16 protein-coding genes are annotated in these 17020 nt (G+C 46.1%); 6 read left to right on the forward strand and 10 right to left on the reverse strand.

Annotation, left to right across the window (positions count from 1 at the left end; translation table 11 throughout):
• The first annotated feature begins 16 nt into the window (after positions 1-16).
• Positions 17-1456, forward strand: coding sequence for a sensor histidine kinase (locus ACE1TF_RS03805; RefSeq protein WP_375014401.1), 1440 nt, complete (start codon positions 17-19; stop codon positions 1454-1456).
• 9 nt (positions 1457-1465) lie between these two features.
• Positions 1466-2161: a response regulator transcription factor gene (locus tag ACE1TF_RS03810; RefSeq protein ID WP_375014403.1), complete on the forward strand. Its 696-nt coding sequence runs from the start codon at positions 1466-1468 to the stop codon at positions 2159-2161.
• A 134-nt stretch (positions 2162-2295) separates the two neighbouring features.
• Here ACE1TF_RS03810 and ACE1TF_RS03815 read toward each other — a convergent pair whose 3' ends face one another.
• A complete protein-coding gene (locus ACE1TF_RS03815) occupies positions 2296-3108 on the reverse strand; it encodes a creatininase family protein (RefSeq protein ID WP_375014405.1) in 813 nt (270 codons plus the stop codon).
• Entirely contained in the window at positions 3095-4477 is a 1383-nt protein-coding gene (locus ACE1TF_RS03820) for an APC family permease (RefSeq protein ID WP_375014407.1), read from the reverse strand. Before ACE1TF_RS03820 ends, ACE1TF_RS03815 begins: the two co-directional genes overlap by 14 nt.
• Before the next feature lie 263 nt (positions 4478-4740).
• Here ACE1TF_RS03820 and ACE1TF_RS03825 point away from each other — a divergent pair, with 263 nt between their 5' ends.
• A complete protein-coding gene (locus ACE1TF_RS03825; RefSeq protein WP_375014410.1) occupies positions 4741-5151 on the forward strand; it encodes a collagen-like protein in 411 nt (136 codons plus the stop codon).
• A gap of 153 nt (positions 5152-5304) precedes the next feature.
• On the forward strand, positions 5305-6708 hold the full coding sequence (locus ACE1TF_RS03830) for a serine hydrolase domain-containing protein (RefSeq protein ID WP_375014412.1): 1404 nt from the start codon (positions 5305-5307) through the stop codon (positions 6706-6708).
• Positions 6709-7325: 617 nt separating this feature from the next.
• On the opposite strand, the gene ACE1TF_RS03835 is transcribed toward ACE1TF_RS03830, so the two are convergent.
• The 4 genes from ACE1TF_RS03835 to hpaE are packed head-to-tail and all read right to left on the reverse strand — an operon-like array spanning position 7326 to position 11793.
• On the reverse strand, positions 7326-7787 hold the full coding sequence (locus ACE1TF_RS03835) for a flavin reductase family protein (protein WP_375014413.1): 462 nt from the start codon (positions 7785-7787) through the stop codon (positions 7326-7328).
• A gap of 12 nt (positions 7788-7799) precedes the next feature.
• Positions 7800-8774 carry a 3,4-dihydroxyphenylacetate 2,3-dioxygenase gene (hpaD, locus tag ACE1TF_RS03840; protein WP_375014414.1) on the reverse strand — a complete coding sequence of 325 codons (975 nt, stop codon included), beginning with the start codon at positions 8772-8774 and terminating at the stop codon, positions 7800-7802.
• A 12-nt stretch (positions 8775-8786) separates the two neighbouring features.
• On the reverse strand, positions 8787-10256 hold the full coding sequence (hpaB, locus tag ACE1TF_RS03845) for a 4-hydroxyphenylacetate 3-monooxygenase, oxygenase component (RefSeq protein WP_375014416.1): 1470 nt from the start codon (positions 10254-10256) through the stop codon (positions 8787-8789).
• Between the two features lies 1 nt (position 10257).
• Positions 10258-11793, reverse strand: coding sequence for a 5-carboxymethyl-2-hydroxymuconate semialdehyde dehydrogenase (gene hpaE / locus ACE1TF_RS03850; RefSeq protein WP_375014418.1), 1536 nt, complete (start codon positions 11791-11793; stop codon positions 10258-10260).
• Positions 11794-11919: 126 nt separating this feature from the next.
• On the opposite strand from hpaE, the gene ACE1TF_RS03855 reads away from it, so the two are divergent.
• Positions 11920-12822 carry a LysR family transcriptional regulator gene (locus tag ACE1TF_RS03855; protein ID WP_375014420.1) on the forward strand — a complete coding sequence of 301 codons (903 nt, stop codon included), beginning with the start codon at positions 11920-11922 and terminating at the stop codon, positions 12820-12822.
• 163 nt (positions 12823-12985) lie between these two features.
• On the opposite strand, the gene ACE1TF_RS03860 is transcribed toward ACE1TF_RS03855, so the two are convergent.
• From ACE1TF_RS03860 to ACE1TF_RS03875, 4 genes are read right to left on the reverse strand one after another with little or no spacing between them, the layout of a single operon-like run.
• Positions 12986-13375: a 5-carboxymethyl-2-hydroxymuconate Delta-isomerase gene (locus ACE1TF_RS03860; RefSeq protein ID WP_375014422.1), complete on the reverse strand. Its 390-nt coding sequence runs from the start codon at positions 13373-13375 to the stop codon at positions 12986-12988.
• Complete coding sequence (locus tag ACE1TF_RS03865; protein ID WP_375014424.1) at positions 13375-14118, reverse strand: fumarylacetoacetate hydrolase family protein; 744 nt, start codon at positions 14116-14118, stop codon at positions 13375-13377. The genes ACE1TF_RS03860 and ACE1TF_RS03865 overlap by 1 nt, the downstream gene beginning before the upstream one ends.
• Complete coding sequence (locus tag ACE1TF_RS03870; RefSeq protein ID WP_375014426.1) at positions 14115-14864, reverse strand: fumarylacetoacetate hydrolase family protein; 750 nt, start codon at positions 14862-14864, stop codon at positions 14115-14117. The genes ACE1TF_RS03865 and ACE1TF_RS03870 overlap by 4 nt, the downstream gene beginning before the upstream one ends.
• On the reverse strand, positions 14861-15478 hold the full coding sequence (locus ACE1TF_RS03875; protein ID WP_375014428.1) for a GntR family transcriptional regulator: 618 nt from the start codon (positions 15476-15478) through the stop codon (positions 14861-14863). The genes ACE1TF_RS03870 and ACE1TF_RS03875 overlap by 4 nt, the downstream gene beginning before the upstream one ends.
• Positions 15479-15619: 141 nt before the next feature.
• Between ACE1TF_RS03875 and hpaI the strand changes: the two genes are divergently transcribed.
• Positions 15620-16546, forward strand: coding sequence for a 2,4-dihydroxyhept-2-ene-1,7-dioic acid aldolase (gene hpaI / locus ACE1TF_RS03880; RefSeq protein ID WP_375014916.1), 927 nt, complete (start codon positions 15620-15622; stop codon positions 16544-16546).
• Positions 16547-17020: the final 474 nt, after the last annotated feature.

Below are 17020 nucleotides of genomic sequence, written 5' to 3' on the forward strand. Positions count from 1 at the left end.
GAAGAGGAATAAAACAGTGTCAATTCGAATGAAATTAATACTCTCTTATCTAATCATTACCATTCTGCCGATAATGCTTTTTGTAGGCTTCCTGCATTTGGTTTTTCATATTTTCTTTGACCAGCTGGAAGAAGTAAAATCATTCTACAACTTTAATGATAATGAGGCAGTCGAAGAATTCATTTTTCAAGATATTGTCGTTATTGCTGAAGGATTGCAAGTCATGAAGGAGCTTGATGAACAACAAGTACTTCGTTATATGGATCATGCTCAAGAGCGGCTTGCCCAACGTCAAATTGGAATTTTTATTGAGAGTAATGACGGTTTTCATGCCTCTACGATCATGAATCACGATCTTCAAAGTCATTTGTTGCATGAGTCGTTTCAATCAGAGAATCTCTCTAACGGCTACTACGAAGGGGAAGAGCAAGCCTGGATTTTTCTGGCTTCACAGGAAGAGAATCTCTCAATTACGTTAGCACTAAACATCACCCCAGTACAAAACTTATTTAAATCGATTTTGCCGACAATCATTATGGGGAGTATTGGATTGTTTCTTCTAATTAGCATTAGCTTGACAATCTTTATGTCACGACACTTTAGCGTACCTTTAAAAACGCTAGCTCATTCCGCAAAGAACATTGAAAGTGGAAATTATAATCACCCTATAACATTACATCGTCAAGATGAAATTGGTCAGCTCGGTACGTCCTTTGAAAAAATGAGGCATTCTCTAAAACGATCGATGCATGAGCAAATGAAGTATAAACAAAATCGCAAAGAATTATTAAGCAACCTGTCACACGATTTGAAAACGCCTATAACGTCTATAATGGGTCACGCTCAAGGAATGTTAGACGGCGTTATGGTAACAAAAGATCGGCAAGAAGATTATGCGCGAGTAATATATAACAAATCCAAACACCTCAATCACCTTATAGATGAGTTGTCTCTCTATTCCCAGTTAGAGTTAGAACAAATTCCTTTTCAGTTTGAGAAAGTTCATGTGAATGACTACATCCAAGATATTTTTGAAGGCTTTAAGTTGGAGTATGAAGAGATAAAATGGACTTTGTTAAATGAATGCTCGCATGGAAATATTCAGATATGGGCGGATCGAATGCAACTTTTTAGAGTGTTTGAAAACCTCCTGAATAACAGCATAAAATATATGGATAAGGCGGATCAGACAATCCACATTCACGTTAAGAAAATTGAGAATGAGATACAAATCGTCATTGAAGATAATGGACGGGGGATGACAGAGTACGAAGTTACAAAAGCATTTGATCGGTTGTACCGAGCAGACTCTTCGAGAGATCAGCAGACAGGTGGAAGTGGTATTGGTTTAGCGATTGTTCGGCAAATTGTTAATGCACATAATGGTAAGATATCTATTAATAGTAAGAAAGGTGAAGGTACTAGAGTGCAGTTTTGCATTCCACCTGTGAAGTGAGGGGAAGATGTGAAAGAAATACTCGTAATTGAAGATGACAAAAGCATTGCAAGTCTTGAGAGAGACTATTTGGAATTTCATAAATACAAAGTAACGGTGGTACATTCAGGCTCTGAAGGTCTCTCGCTTGCTCTTTCAAGTACATTCAACCTAATTATTCTAGATGTAATGCTACCAGATATGGATGGCTTTACAATCTGTGAACGGATACGAGAAACAAAAGATACACCCATTCTCATGGTGACCGCTAAAAAGGAAGACATCGATGTAATTAAAGGACTTGGGCTAGGTGCAGATGATTATCTTCTGAAACCCTTTAACCCCAATCACCTTATTGCACGTGTGAACGCACATATTAATCGCTATGAACGACTGACAAATCATCAAGCTGTTCCGTCAGAAATTTATCAATTCGGACGTTTAGTCGTTAATTGTCAAGCAAGACGTGTGTATGTAGATGACGTAAGTGTTGAGCTGAGAGCCAAAGAATACGCACTTTTATTACTTTTCGTACATCACCCCGGGCAAGTATTCTCAAAGGATCATTTGTACGAACGCATATGGGGGGCTGAAGCTTTTGGTGACGTTTCAACAGTGACCGTCCACATCAAAAAGTTAAGAGATAAATTAATGGTAAATGATCAACCTTTCACAAAAATTGAAACCATATGGGGGGTTGGGTATCGGTTTAATGATGATAAATAAGGCCATTCTCGTCTTTAATTCGTGGATCTCTGGGAGGAAGTTGCAATTAACTTAACATCTTCCTTTTTTAACACAGCTTTATGTAAGTTCTTGATCAAATAAAAGAGCGTGCACGATTTCGCACGCTCTTTCACTTACAGAGGCAACTCTCGATTTCGGATCGAGACGTCAACCTCGTCATGACAATAATCAATGAACTCCGATACACTTGCAACAAGCCGGTCATGGTAAACCTTGCCGTTTTCTTTCGTAGAAACAGTAGGGTCGCCAACGACACCGACCCCTTTCGCCGTGTCTCGGTACGTATGGATGTCACTTGGCACAAACACTTTATCCGTCTCCACGAATGGGTCGTGATTCAGATAACGGTGAGATTGATGAATGTTTTTTGATGCGGCTTCCGGGTCGCACAGCTCAGGATGTAAATAGTACATGTGCGACGTTTCCATTTCAGCAGCATGCCCGACGCCGCCAGGTTCCGATTGACGGATTTCTACGGCAATTTTTTTCGCAATATAAAATGGATCAATGACTGAAATGTATGCCCCTGTATGATTTCTCACTTTCGTGGCTGCCGTTTTAATCGGTGGTAAATTTGCCTCACGGTGACCGTTAATAATATGGATTCGTTTAAAGCCATGATAGATTAGGCTGTTGGCGATGTCGGTTAACAGCGCAGTCAGTGTTTCCGGGCGCAGTGTAATCGTTCCCGGAAATGCCATATGATGCGGTGCCCATCCTACCCAGACAGGTGGAGCGATGAGCGTGCCTGTTTTTTCAGCGACGCTCTCAGCAACTGCAATTGAAACGTATGAATCAGTGCCCATCGGAAGGTGGTGCGCATGTTGCTCCACACTCCCGACAGGAATGATAATATCTTGACGTTCGATTAAATAGTTCTCAACATCTTTCCATTTTTGATCTTGAAGCCATTTAGACGTGCTCATGTTTTTCTTCCTCCTCTGAATCATGGAATTGCCATCTCTTCTTTGAATACAAGTAGTACCACAATACAATGAGTACAACCCAAGAAATACCGATTAATAGTGGGATGGTGTCAACATAAAACAAAATGCCGATTGCGCCCACCGTAGCGACAATGGCTAGCACGGGTATGTTCTTAATGTTAAGTGGAAAACGGAATTGTCGTTCCAGATGGGGCTGGCGAATTCTGACGACGATGACGAGTACATTGATGAGTGCCATCATGAACCAATTCGCAAATACCGCCGCACCTACGGCGATGCCAATCGCTGCTGAAAAACCGAATACGCTTAATAGTGTCGTGAGTAACGCGAGAATTCCAGTAAACAAAATGGCGTTTGCCGGAAGGTGTGTTTTCTGATTCACGCGCCCAAAAACTTTAGGCACAGCATTCTCTCTCGCAGCAGCGAACAACATCCGTGAAGAGCCAAGAATACAGCCGATCGTCGATGTGCCGGTAGCCGTTAATGCTGCAATTGTAATAAGAATTGTTCCGCCAATCGGTAGAACATTCTCAATGGCAAACGATAGCGGTGCACTAGACGCTGCTAAATCAGCGGGGTCTGCCACTGCCACCGCTCCGTAGCCGGTAATCGTATAAAGAATCACAACAGTGACTAGCGCTGAAATTTGGGCAAGCGGCAAGTTTCTTCGCGGATTTTTGGCTTCTTCCCCAAGCGTTAGCACGGCTTCAACTTGCATCTGTCCAAACGCAATAAGTGCCGCTGCCGCAAAGATGCCTGACCAGCCATTCGGCATGAATTCAGGATACGTGAAAGGTCCGAACGGCATATGTGCAATGGCAATGACGGCAATCGCAAACAAAGCAATCACTTGTACGAGTGAGAAAAACGTATTAATTTTTCCCGCCACTTTCATTCCGATTAGAAGCAAAATCGTAATTAGAATGGAAACAATCGGTGCCACAACGATGGGTGAAATATTAGGGAAGAGATAAGTAAAATACCCAGCAAAACTTAAGTTAACCGCACCAGCAGCGAATGCAAAGGATAAAAAGTATAGTCCGGCGCACATGAGAGCGGTGAGTTGCGACAAATCTTTAGAAATCGGTCGTAGCGCATATTTTGCGTACGCATACGAAGCCCCCTCATACGGCCAAATGGAAGCCAACTCCGCATAGCTCATACTCGAAAGAAGCGCAATTCCACCGGCAACAAGAAACGCGACAAACAGTGCCGGTCCCGCCTCTGCCACTGCCGGACCAATGACTGTGAAGATCCCCCCGCCGATCAGCGCCCCAATTCCGATGCTCCATAAATCCACAAATCCTAAACTACGTGCTAATTTTGGTTGTGACGCACTTGCAGCCAATAACTTCACCCCACTATTTTTGTTTACTAGTATACTGAATTATCAATCAGTAAAGCAATCAAAAATATAGAATTTTCATACTTTATGTAGAGTGAATAGTTAGTTAATTGAGATTATACCGCAACATTTTAGACCGAATTTTTGTTATTTGAAGAAATTGCTATTCAATATATAAAAATAATAAATGCCCAATATCCAGCCTGCAAGCACACTAACAAACCCCCGCCCATACAATAATTGAATAAAATGAATGAGGTGGTAACATGTACAATCAACAACGAATTATATCCATTCCATTTCCGCTCCCGGGACTGCCCGGAGGGGGAGGTCCACCCGGTGGAGGATGGCAACCAGGCCCGCCGCCCGGTGGAGGAGGCCCACCAGGAGGATGGCAACCAGGTCCGCCACCCGGTGGTGGTGGGCAGCCTCCGAGTGGACCACCGCCTTCTTTTGTTCCCACACAAGCACAAGCCACGCCATTTGCGATTGATTCTGGTGCCATCTCGTTTTGCCAGTTACGCTTCACCTATTTATGGCTACGGAATGGTCAAAACTTCTGGTACTATCCGATCTTTATCGGCAGGCGATCGGTTGCAGGGTTCAGATGGACGGGACGTTCGTGGGTGTTCTTCGGCGTAGATACGAATCAAATCACATCGTTCACGTGTCAATAATTAAGGGCTCAAGGTGCAAAAGACCTTGAGCCCATTTTCATAGCTTGGAACAGAACTTTTGCTTCCATAAAAGACGATTAAGTATTATATTATAATCGGTACTGTTCATTGAACAGTACCGATTTGAAATAAACTGAGGGAGTCATTCATGAGATGAAAATACGATATGCATTTTTCGTTATTTTACTTTTCACTTTTATTCAACCTCTAGAGGGCAAGGCATTTAAATTGCAAGATCATCCTGAATTGATGACTCACTATATGGAGAGGTCAATGGAAGAGTACAAAATTCCCGGCGCTTCTTTGGCCATCATTCAAGACGGGGAGTTCGTTTATCATCATCAATATGGGGAAGGTACTAGCGGGGAAGCAATACATGCGGAAACGCCTTTTGTCATCGGTTCACTAAGCAAATCCTTAACTGCATTGGCTGTGATGATGCTAGTGGAAAATGAAGAGATTGATTTGGATGAATCTATTAATACGTACATCCCGACATTTCAGTATGAGACCAAAAGTGGGCAATTAATAAAAGTTAAACATCTTCTGAACCATACCAGTGGTATCTCTTCCTATGATAGTTATACGGTGACCGATCAACAACGGCCTGAAAAAGGAGCAATTCGTGAGGCAGTTGTAGATTTAAGCGGCGTAACATTAGCCCAAAAACCTGGAGAGCACTATGACTATCATTCTGCGAACTATTTGCTCCTTGGTTTCATCATTGAGGAAGTTTCTGGTGAATCATTCTCCGATTTTATGACGCAACATTTATTTCAACCGTTACGGATGGAAAATACTTCAGCTGCTTATGAGTCGGCCGTGGAAGACGGGTACATGCCCGGGTTTCAATCATGGGGAGGTTTCCCCGTAGCAAGCGATGGTTTTTATGATCATGCGGGGGCGCCATATGGATATATCACATCAACTGCAGAAGATTTGGCTTCATTTTTGTACTTTCTTTTAGAAGGCGGCGACCTGCTCACAGATGAAAACCTTCAGTGGATGATAACTCCTCCGGAGGCAGGCAAAACATATCATTTTGGCTGGCACTTCTCTGAACAAGACCAGGTACCATATCATGGCGGTGCTGTGCCGGATTTTAGATCTCAAATGTACTTCGTGCCGGACAAAGGAGATGCAGCTGTGCTTCTTACAAACAAATATCACTCTTTAGAAGACAGTCAAATCACACAGTTCATGGACGAAGTATCGTTAATTATGGAAGGAAACGAGCCGGGAGAAATTGTACCACAAGGCAACCTCCTTTTTTGGAGCATCGTCGGTGGAGTATTGTTATTTGCGGGCATGAGTATCATTCATTTTATTCTAATTAAGAAGAGGTTTGTTGGAAGAAAAACAACGATAATCATTTCTATCATTTGTCTCTTAGTTAGCATAACAAGTATTCCGGTTATCATACAATTCGTCGGTTTGCCATGGAGGACGTTTGCTCTTTTTGCGCCGGATGTAGCTGTGTTTGTCTATGTTCTAATTACGATCTTTGTTCTCCATGCGTTCAAATCGTTGGTGTATTTAAGAAAGCATACCTGTTAGGAAGAGCATTTCGTGGGCATAAAACACATAGAGCTATGGAAAAGCGAAAGTTAGGAAAAATTTATGAAATGAGTGAACTGCATAACTTGAATTGAGTACACCATAAGCGAACATTTAGAACCATTGTGGTTTATTGAGTTACACTACAGTAGGATGTTTGAACTCCAGAGCAAAAGTGCAACATTGGGGGAAAAGTACACCTACCATGTTTTCTTTATACTGCAGTGGATAAGGACGACATCAGTTTTCCCTGCTCGCTCTATCGTTCGAGGCAGTTTATTTAGGCGCCCACCAGATGTCTTTACTCGATCGGGTATTAAGCGGCATCAAATTGAAAGGCTAGTTACCTCTCGGCACCTTCGGGGCCGTTAGGTAACTGAACCGCTTTCGGAATGACTCATGCCGACATGTCGTAGGCCTTGAACTAGGGAAGGGTTAAGAAGAAACGAATGGAACATAGTAAATACAATGTATGTGGACGCGGCATTAACGCTGTGTGATTTGATAGAAGAGTGCGCGTGTTTGAAAGCGAAGTGCACCCATTCGACACGATAGCCCACAAAATCTACACCCACGTGCACATCCTCGACATTCTCACATCAGCTTAGTAAGCGCTCCTATGCTTGAACTGTTCGGTATCCCCCTTCATAAAATGCGAGCGGGTTACCATCTTCGATACGCAGGTTCGTGACGTTCCCAATGAACAGCGTGTGGTCGCCTTCAACATAGGTGTTGTGCACGTTACATACTAAGGAGACGAGGCTTTGTTGGATGACGGGTTCGCCTTCAAAGCGATCAAAGGTGAATGGCTCCTCTGATGGGATCTGCCCGGCAAAGCGCATGCTCATCTGCTTTTGTTCTTGTCGCAACACGTTGACGGTGAACTTCTGTGACGCTTCAATGATTGGTAGCATTCGGGCGCGCTCGTCAACAGAGATTAGAATGAGTTTAGGGTCGAGCGACACACTCATGAAGGCATTGGCGGTCATGCCGTGGGGCTTGCCGTCTTGCTCGGCGACAATGACGGTGACTCCGGTTGCGAATTTGCTCATGGCCGTTCTGAACAGCTGATCATCCACGGCAATCTCCTCCTAAATGATAAAGGTTGGTTTCTTCTTTTCGAGTTTCGGCTCTCGTGTCGGCACAATGGATGTACCATGAACATCTAAAAAAGATGAGGCTTCTTCGAACCAGCTGTCCGGGGCTTCATGGCCCCAAAATGTGGCTCGTTTCGGGTCGTTCAAGTCCCACCGCACTGGCTTAAAGTCTGGGTCACTCGTTAAATAATCGCCGTTATACAGCTCGATACGATGACCGTCCGGGTCACGCAAATAGAGGAAGAAGGCGTTTGATAACCCGTGTCTGCCAGGCCCTCGTTCGATGTTTGGACCGTAATTCATGGCGGCAAGAACGTCACATGCATCGATGAGGCTCATCGGATCTTTGAGCCAAAAACCGACGTGGTGCAGGCGCGGGCCCGCACTGTTCATAAAGGCGACGTCATGCACACTCGGTTTCCGGTGCAACCAACTTGCCCAAATCTTTTCTTCTTCGGTCGCCGTATATTCTGAGCAACGAAACCCGAGCTGCTCGGTGTAAAACTGATGGGCAGCTTCTACGTCGTCGACCATGCAATTAAAGTGATCAATTCGTTGTACTTTTGCCCCGCGATGGAGCTCGAACCGTTGCAACAACCGCTCAGCTTGGGGCATATCCCGGTAAAACTCAACCGTTAACCCACTCGGATCGGATACACGCAGGCAGCGGCCAATGGCATGCTGCTCGCCATCATCCAACCAGCGAACCGGCAAATTCATCTCTTGGAAAAGCGTTGCCAGCCGCTCCAAGTCTTCGTTATGCATCACTTTATAACTGATCGTTTCAACAACCGCTTCAGATGCTTTTTTCAAACAAAGGCTATGGTGATTGTGCTCCTCCAACCCCCGCAAAAACAACTGCTCATCGACGCGTTCTGTGACGACAAATCCCAGTGCTTCATAAAATGCGAGAGATCGATCAAGATCGCTCACTTGAAGAACGGCTCGACCGGCGCGAATAATGTCCATACTAGCCCTCCTCTACGATAAGTTCGGCTTCACAGCTGTCGTCTGTTTCAGAAAATCATTTACATACGCCTTGTACGGCTCTTTATCGAAGGCATCAAAATAGCTCATTCCCATCTTCACAGGGTCCCCAAAGAAGTAGTATTCATAGTGCATTTGCCGACTGCCAAAGGCGCTGAGCGTCATATCCCAAGCTAAACGGAACAGCTGTACCCGCTCGTATCCTTCCAAGTTCTTCGACTGCATCGCCCGGTTCACGATCGGACCGAGGTCACTGTGCTCAAAATCCGCCTCTGTAGGAATGCCCATCAGCCCAGACGCTCCGAGAATCCGCAGAATTTCCACCATGCGCGGGTACACACGAGGGTACCAGTTGCGCGCAGCATTTAACGAATCAAAATCAGGAGTCATCGTTCCCCAGCGATCTTTCTTCGCCCCGTGCTCGGCGCGGTACAAGTGTGACTTCATCGACTCCAACGTCAACATCACCTCTGTTCCCTTGTCCTTCACATGTTGGAAGCCGTCAATTCCGATCGCATCCATAATTTGCAACACCGTTCCGAGTAAGAATTCAGTTTTGATCACGTTTTTAGCGACCACTTGGTGCGACATGTGGACGACCGCATTCGTATCCCGAAACGTTCGATTGCAAATGGAAGAGTTGCCGCACACAAATACGCGCTCCCACGGGATAAAGACGTTGTCAAAGTGAACGATTGCATCTCCTTCTTCATAGCGGCTGCCGAGGGGGTGATCGTACGTCGATTTGCCATAGTCGAACGACTCGCGCATCACAAAGGAAAGTCCCTCCGTGTTGTTCGGGGTCACAAATGCAAGTGAATACGGGTCATCCCGTTCACCGGCAGGTTTGACAGTTGAAGGAAACACGAGAATTTCATCAGTCACACCGCCTTGGGTGGCGAGCAGGCGCACACCGTCAACGATAATGCCATCAGACTTCTTTTCGACGAGGTGTAGCGCCATGTTGGCGTCTTTCTGCTCGTGTTGCGCTTTTGCACGGTTCACTTGAGGGTGGATGAGCGTATGCGTTAAGCTCATGTCACTTTCCCGTGCGTATTCATAGTAGTTGCGGGCGTTTTCCGCATACATCGGATCGTCTTCAGCGAACAAGTCATTGGCAACGCCCATTGCCATCACTTCAGCGTTTAAATAGTCTGGTGAGCGGCCCATCATGCCGCCGGATAACTTTGCCCATTCTTGAATCGCTGTTCTGCGCTTGATGATGTCATCCACAGATTCTGGGCGCAGAAAGCTCATGCCGACAGACTTTCCTGACGTCGGGGACGTGTACAGCATTCGATCTGGCTTTTCGTATTGCAAATCATAAAGTTTCGCCATCGAGTTGACGACGTTTTTCGTCGCGCGGTGGCTCGTCGGATCATCGACGCGTTCACCGTGAATAAATACATTGTTTTTGGCGTTTTTTAACCGTTGTTTATATTGCATCCCTGTTTTTGCGGGCATGTTAGTGCACCTCCCGGTTCGTTTTCCCGAATTGTGGGATTGGATGATCGTTTAATGCGACATGAATGATTTGCACTTCGGTATAAAACTCAAATGCGTAATGCCCACCTTCACGACCGATGCCGCTTTGCTTCGACCCACCAAACGGGGTACGAAGGTCGCGTACATTTTGGGCATTCACCCAAAGCATACCCGCGTTTACGGCGGCTGCGACGCGATGACCCCGTTTCATATCGTTCGTCCACACGTAGCCTGCGAGTCCGTACCGCACGTCATTTGCCCGCTCGATCACATCAGCTTCATCGGTAAACGTCATCACTGTTAGCACCGGTCCAAATATCTCTTCTTGGACGGCTCGCATCGTTTGATCGGTATTCAAAAGCAAGGTAGGGGGGATAAAGCAGCCCAAATCGTATTCAGCAGGTACGTTGCCTTGATACACCGTGGCCCCGTCTTCTTTCGCTTGATGAATATGGCTTTTCACGTGATCGTAATGGTTACGGTGAATGAGTGGGCCGATTTCCGTCGCTTCATCAAGAGGGTCGCCGACACGAATGTTGTCGACCCGCGCTTTTAGACGTTCAATAAATTCAGATGCAATTGACTCATGCACATAAAGGCGCGAGTTTGCCGTACAACGCTCGCCGTTAAACGAGAAGATGCCCCACACGCACGCATCGAGTGCCCGCTCCAAGTCAGCATCATCAAAAATGATGATCGGTGATTTTCCGCCGAGTTCCATGGAAAATTGTTTCATATGTTCGGCGCCATTGCGCTGGATTTCGACACCTGTTTTCGTCTCACCTGTAAAAGAAATGAGCGGTACATCTCGGTGGGCAACGAGTGCGGCACCTGTTATTTCACCGATCCCATGTACAACATTAAAAACACCGTTCGGAAGGCCTGCTTTATGAATGATTTCTGCAAGCCGGTTTGCGGTAAGTGGAGACCATTCGGCCGGCTTTAAGACGACGGTATTCCCGGTGGCAAGTGCCGGTGCAATCTTCCACGTTTCTAACATAAACGGTGCGTTCCACGGTGTAATGAGCCCAGCAACGCCAACCGGCTTGTGGATCGTATAGTTTAAAAATTCATCATCAACATTGTAGACGTCGCCAACGAGCCGTGTTGACACCATTTCTGCATAAAACCGGAAGTTCTGCGCTGCCCGTGCGACCATCTTTTTCGTTTGTTTGAGTGGTAGCCCTGTGTCGAAAGATTCGAGTGGGGCAATCTCATCAATATGTTCATTAATTAAGTCCGCAATGCGGTTCATAAATTGCAGGCGTTTGCTTAGCTTCATTTGCCCCCACTCACCGTGGAAAGCGGTTTGAGCCGCTTTAACAGCGAGGTTTACATCCTGCTCATTCCCTTGAGCCACATCGTTGATCGTTTCATTCGTATAAGGGTTTGTGTTTATAAATGTGTCTTTACTCGTAGAAGGGGTAAAAGCACCGTTAATGTAATGATTAACAGATCCAATATTCTGAATAACGTTTCGGCCAGCTTCGCTCACATGTTCCAAATCAATACGCACGTTCGCCCTCCTCCATAAAATAGCGGTTGTTTTGTAAGCGCTTTCAATATATCATAGACGATAACATACATAAAATATTGATTTCGTAGTCTTTGGATATGAAAAACATATGAAAGGCGTGACCGGGTGGATACGAAGAGGCTTCGGTATTTTAAGACGATTGCTGATGAAGGACAAATTACAAGAGCCGCTAGGAAACTGCAAATGGCTCAACCACCGCTTAGCCAACAGCTGAAATTGCTTGAAGAAGAGTTGAATGTGCAATTGTTCGATCGTGGAAAACGAAGCCTTCAACTGACCGCTGCTGGTGCGGCCCTTTATGAAAAAGCCAAGCTCATTCTCGGCACGATTGAAGATACGGTTCATGAGATTAAAGCGATGGACTCAGGTGAGAAGGGGACGTTATCCATCGGTGTCAACAAATCTTGTTTCTACTATTTGCTCGAACCGATGCGCCACATCCGCGCCACTACGCCAAACGTCAAAATCCAGCTACGTGAAGGGGATACGTATACACTCATGCAAGCCATGGCGGAACGAGACATTGAAGTTGCTTTCGTACGCTTTCCGCTGAATATAGAGGACTTCACCGTACAATACGATGCAATTACTCTGCCAGCAGAGCGTTATGTACTCGCTGTGTCTACAACTCATGCCGCGTCCATAGAAGCGGATGAAGTACAGATGCAGCATCTCGCGGACATGCCTTTATTGTTGCTCCATCGAACGAGCGGGCGGGGTCAATACGAACGGGTCATCGGAGCATTCCACCGCGCTGGCGTTCAACCGAACATCGCTTGTGAATGTCCTGATGCTGCCATGCTCTTATCCCTTGCTTCAGCAGGCATAGGCGCTGCAATTGTACCAGAATCAACGTTACAAGCCTTTCCAACTGAAGGATTACAGGTGTTCCCGATCGCTAATATGAACGTAAAAGCAGAAGCGGCGATCGTTTGGCAACGGGAGCGGTATTTGAGTGGGCCGACACGGCGGATACTTGAGCGGATGAGGGGGATCTATGAGGGGTAGAATGCTATTTTGTTATTCCGATGTGTTCTGTCTTGCGTAACGACTCGAATAGAAACGTAAAGGTGAGCAATGGATCTACCGAGCACGAACAGAAATCTAAACGCCATGTACCGGCGTTTAGATTTTTTTGTGTCGATCATAAACACTAACGCCCCTCGTCACTTCACACACGGTTATACCGCTCATGAATGTTGTTTTTCTTATACGTTCCAGACACTGGGAATTCATACAACTCCAATGACAACGCCAAGTAACGCTCCGAAAAGAGGTCCTTGAAGTAGTCTTCCATCACGTGAAACAGAGCATCACACACGTCTTTCTTCTCTTCCTCAGAGCGGCCGGCACCGATGCGGATTTGTGTGTGAACGAACGCATCGTCAGCGGTGCCATCGGCGACTACATAATCTGTCAGTGCGATTGCGCGGGAACGAATGCCGCCAACAGGAAACGTTTCTGGGCGGGCGATGAATACGCCATTCATCTGAACGAGTAACTCCCGTACATCCGTCTCATCTCGCAAGTTGTCGGTATACTCAACAACAATGTGCGGCATCACGAACCACCTCGAATAAAGTTTCTAAGCCGTCCGACACCTTCTACTTCGGTAACCACCTCGTCGCCACTGTTCACACGTTCGAGCCCTTCTGGTGTACCTGTTAAAATTATATCTTGAGGCTGTAATGTCATGAAGCTACTCAAATATTCTACCAATTCAGGAATGGAGAATACCATATCTCGCGTTGAGCCCGTCTGCGTGACTCGCCCATTGACAGTCGTTTGAAGAGACAGGTTCATCGGGTAATCGATGTGTTCACGATCGACAAGCCACGGTCCGATTGGTGTGCTGTTGTCACGGTTCTTCACACATAAATTGGGGCGGTAATAATTCTCTAAATAGTCGCGAATGGCGTAGTCATTGGCAACCGTATAACCGGCAATATAGTCGTAAGCCTGTTCCCGTTTGACGTTTCGTGCTCGTTTACCAATGACAACCGCGAGCTCGCACTCATAATGCATGTTCGTCACATCATCAGGGCGTACAGTGATCCCGTTATGCCCGACGAGCGTGTTCGGGCCCTTTAGAAATACGAGCGGTTCTTTCGGGGCGTCAAACGCCAATTCTTTTGCATGGTCCGCATAGTTAAGCCCTAAAACGAAGATTGTTCCAGGTATGACAGGCGGTAACCATTGGACCTCATGTTCTTCAACCGTTCGCCCATCACAGAGTTTGATGCTGCCTTCTTTCTCGAAAGCGGGTTGTATTTTTCCTTCGTAAACGATCCGTGCTCGTTTCATCGGTTCACCTCCCGTTCATCTTGTGCGGTGTTCACGAGTGTTCCGATTCCTTCAATTTCAATGGTGACAGTGTCTCCACGCTGAAATGTTGGGCGGTTCGGTGGTGTGCCGACGAGCAGCACGTCTCCAGCAGAAAAGGTCATAAATGCACTCACATCCGCGATGAGCTGGGGGATGTTTCGAACGAGTGAGCTTGTGGAAGCGGTCTGTTTTATCGTTTGATTAATGGATACGCGCACGGTGAGGTCGTCTGGGTTTGGGACGCTTTCTCGGAGAGCAATCCACGGTCCGATGGGACAGAAACCGTCTCTTGATTTTTCCTTGATTGCTGGGCGGTGTAGGCTTTTATGCGGGATGCTTACGTCGTTTGCAATCGTGTATCCAGCTACGTAATCAAGGGCGTTCTCGACGGACACGCGACAGGTTTCGCGGTCAAACACGATGCCAAGTGCTGCGCCAACTTCCAAATATTCAGTTTTATCCGGGACCGGAATGGGCGACTGGTCGGCGACGAGCGTATTTTTAGGTTTGATGTACAGGACGGGTGCTTCGGGTGGGCGGTTGTACGGAGCGTTATGTAAGTCGTCCCCGAATTGGGTGAGCTCCTCTGTGTAGTTTAGCGCAGCCCCGTACACCGTGCCGCCAGTAGGGATGTCGTAGCGCACGGTCGTCTGTTCCTGTGCCGGGTCGATGAGACGTGTCACATGTTGAGATTGTCCTTGAATCTTAGCAGAAATCGAAATCATTCGTGTTCCTCCTTTGATTGAAAGGCGAGCAGTGTATTTTGTTTATGCTGACGACTGAAAGCTTCAATTTCGGCTTTTGGCGCTTCTTCCTGGAACATGTGAAGCAGTTCGCGGTGTTCTTTCAATGAATTGGGGGCCCTCATCGGCAACGTCGTAAAGGCTGACGTGCGAACGGTGTCCAACTTCTCCCACGCACTTGTGATGTGAGCAACGAGCAGCTCGTTAGGGCAATGGTCATAAATCGCAAAATGAAATGATTTGTTTAGCTTGCCAAACGTCGTCAGGTCATAGCACTCCAAGGCGGTTTGCATTTTGTCGTTTAACGTATGTAACGTTCTTAGTTCATTCTCGCCTAAATACGTCGACGCTTCAGCGGTTGCAAAGCCTTCTAAAATGGAGAGAAGCTGAAGGGTTTCCTCGTAAACTTCGGCATCAATTCCTGTAACGACGGCCCCAGCATGGGCACGGTATTCAATGTATTGATCGGCCTCAAGTTTGCGAATGGCTTCTCGAACAGGAATATGACTGGACCCAACCTCTTTTGCAATCTGATCAATGACAATTCGCTGTCCAGGTAAATAAGTTCCGTCGAGAATGCGTTCTTTTACCAACATGTAGGCGTAACCACTTTTCGTACTCGTATCCGTTTTCATAGCTCAAAGTATAGCGGAATTTATTCACAATCACAATAACTTCCCTTGAAATCATATATGATTGGATATATGATATTGAAAACGCTTACGAAAAGGGGAATGATGATGCAACGATACGATGAAATCAAGCAAAGGTTACGAGGATCTATTGCCCCAGTCATTACGCCGTTCAAAGAGAATCATGACATTGATTTTGATAAACAGTCAGAATTAATTGAATTCCAGATCGAGAATGGGTCACACGGCATCTCGGTTACAGGGACATCCGGTGAACCGAGTTCGCTATCGGTAGAAGAGAGAGTGCTCGTCATGGAGCGGGCGATGAAAACGATCGATGGCCGTGTTCCGTTTGCTCCGGGTACAGGGTCAACGAACCATAACGAGACGATGTATCTCACGAAAAAAGCGGAAGAAATGGGTGCTGACGCAGCGATGGTCATTGTACCATACTATAACAAACCGAATCAGCAAGCCTTGTATAAACACTTCAAAACCGTTGCCGATGCGGTGAGCCTTCCGATTATTATTTATAACATTCCAGGCAGGACAGCACAAAACCTTGAAGTGGAAACGATGGCGCAGCTCGTCAAAGACTGCCCGAACATCGTCGGTGCAAAAGAATCGAACAAAGATTTCGAGCACGTAAACCGTGTACTGCTCCATTGTGGTCGAGACTTTCTGTTGTTTTCTGGAATTGAATTGCTCTGTTACCCGATGCTTGCGATCGGTGGCGCAGGCTCAATTAGTGCAACCGCCAATGTAGCCCCTAAAGCTGTTGCCGACTTGCACAATGCGTGGTTTGATGGCGATATTGAAACGGCAAGGCGCCTACACTTTGAACTGATGCCATTGAACGATGTATTGTTCAAAGACACGAACCCAGCCCCGGTAAAAGCAGCACTTGGAATGATGGGCAAGATTCACCCAGCGTTACGCTTGCCGATGGACCTCCCTTCCGAAGTGTTACAAACAGAGATTCGTGAAACATTAGTAGACTATCAGATTGAGGTTGCTAAGCAACTGTCATAGGGTGGAGGTATACAAGTTGAACGAATGAATTTCTTCAGAGAACCAATGGTAAATCGACCGTGTTATCGAAGATCAATGTTCATCGTTCAAGGCAGGTGTAGCAATGAATGGTTTCTTTGAATGTCATTGATATGCAAAGTGCGTAAATACCGTCAATGTCACAAATAAGGACCTTTAGTTTAACAACGCCGCCTATTCAGTATCGTTGATTGGAACGAAAGGCAGTGACGCCTGGGTAAGAAGGGCCGAGACAAGACCCCGCAGGTCGTAATAAGTTCACAGAACAAGGTAATTCGAAAAATGTATACCAGAGTTTCGCTTGCAATAAATAGAAAATCCCACGTAGACCCTGTCTATGATGGGATTTTCTTCAATAAGGAGCAGTTATTAGCAGAAATCCCCACATAGAAAGGCTATATTCTCACATAGACGGTTCTATGATGGGATAATTTACAATCCTAACGCTGCATATAG

The sequence above is a fragment of the Geomicrobium sp. JSM 1781026 genome (genome assembly GCF_041949955.1).
Lineage (GTDB): Bacteria > Bacillota > Bacilli > Bacillales > Marinococcaceae > Geomicrobium_A.